General features: G+C 39.3%; 1 protein-coding gene. It reads left to right on the top strand.

The window, feature by feature from the left end; genetic code table 11:
- The coding region (locus ADG03_RS08195; RefSeq protein ID WP_049520976.1) for an SspB-related isopeptide-forming adhesin at positions 1–1,498 on the top strand (1,498 nt) is incomplete at both ends.

Here is a 1,498-nt window from a genome sequence, read left to right as displayed (position 1 = left end):
ATGAAAGCGAATGTAACAGTCACAGTGAAACACGATGGTACAGCTAAAGTACTTATCGCAACTGTAGGCGACATTGCGGATAAAGAATTTAACAACCGTGTCACTCCTCCAGAAGAACCTAAGTTCAATCCTGAAAAATATGTTGTTTCTGAAGCGAAATTTGATGTAACAGGTACAAAACTCGTTGATGATGACAAAGAGTTGGCAGACAAGTACGCAGATACCAATGCGAACCCATATGCGGACGATGCATCAAACAACGAAGAAGAAAACTTGAACACCAAGACTGTGAAACGTGGCCAAAAACTTTATTACCAAGTATGGTTGGATACAACTAAGTTTGACGGAAATAACAAAGATAACATCCAAACAGTTGGTATCACAGATGACTTCGATGAAACTAAGTTGACTGTGAATGCTTCAGACATCAAGGCATACGATTCAGTATCAGGTGCGGATGTTACATCTAAGTTTGACATCTCAATCGCTAACGGTGTAATCACAGCTAACCTCAAAGATGGCTTCACTAAGTCACTTGGCGACGCTGAAAACACTCAAATCATTGACACTACTAAGTTCGAGTTTGGACGCTACTATAAATTTGATATTCCAGCAACAGTGAAAGCTGATGTACCTGGCGGTGCGGATATTGAAAATACTGCGACTCAAGTAGTAAACTACTACAACCCAACGACTAAGAAAGTTGAAAAACCTGAAAAACCAACTGAAAAACGTGTAAACAACGTTCCAGTTGAAGTGGAATTCAACTTCACGAAACGTTTGGAAGGTCGTGAGCTTAAAGCTAACGAATTCAGCTTCGTTCTTAAAGATTCAGAAGGTAAGACTCTTGAAACTGTGAAGAACGATGCATCTGGTAACGTTAAGTTCTCAGCTCTTGAATTCAAGAAAGGTCAAGAAGGCGTACACAACTACACAGTAGAAGAAGTTAAAGGATCTGACGCAACCGTTACATACGATACAATGAAAGCGAATGTAACAGTTACAGTGAAACACGATGGAACAGCTAAGATTCTCGTAGCGACTGTAGGCGACATTGCGGATAAAGAATTTAACAACCGTGTAACACCTCCTGAAACTCCAGAATTCAATCCGGAAAAATATGTTCTAAACGAAAAAGAATTTGATTTAACTGGAACTTCATTATTAGATGATGATAAAGAGTTGGCAGACAAGTACGCAGATACCAATGCGAACCCATATGCGGACGATGCATCTAATAACGAAAAAGCGAATATCAATACTAAATCAGTTAAACCAGGTCAAAAACTTGTTTACCAAGTATGGTTGGATACAACTAAATTTGATGCAAACAACAAAGACCATATCCAATCAGTAGGAATCTCAGATGACTACGATGAAGCTAAAGTTGATGTTGATGGTTCAGCAATCAAAGCTTATGATGGTAAGACTGGTGCGGATGTAACAGCTAAATTCGATATCACTGTGAACAACGGTGTGATCACTGCAACCCTTAAAG

Source organism: Streptococcus parasanguinis, from assembly GCF_001069785.1.
In the GTDB taxonomy this organism is placed as follows: Bacteria; Bacillota; Bacilli; order Lactobacillales; family Streptococcaceae; genus Streptococcus; species Streptococcus parasanguinis_T.
Note: the sequence above shows the minus strand (reverse complement) of the source record. Positions and strands in the feature narration are given on the sequence as shown.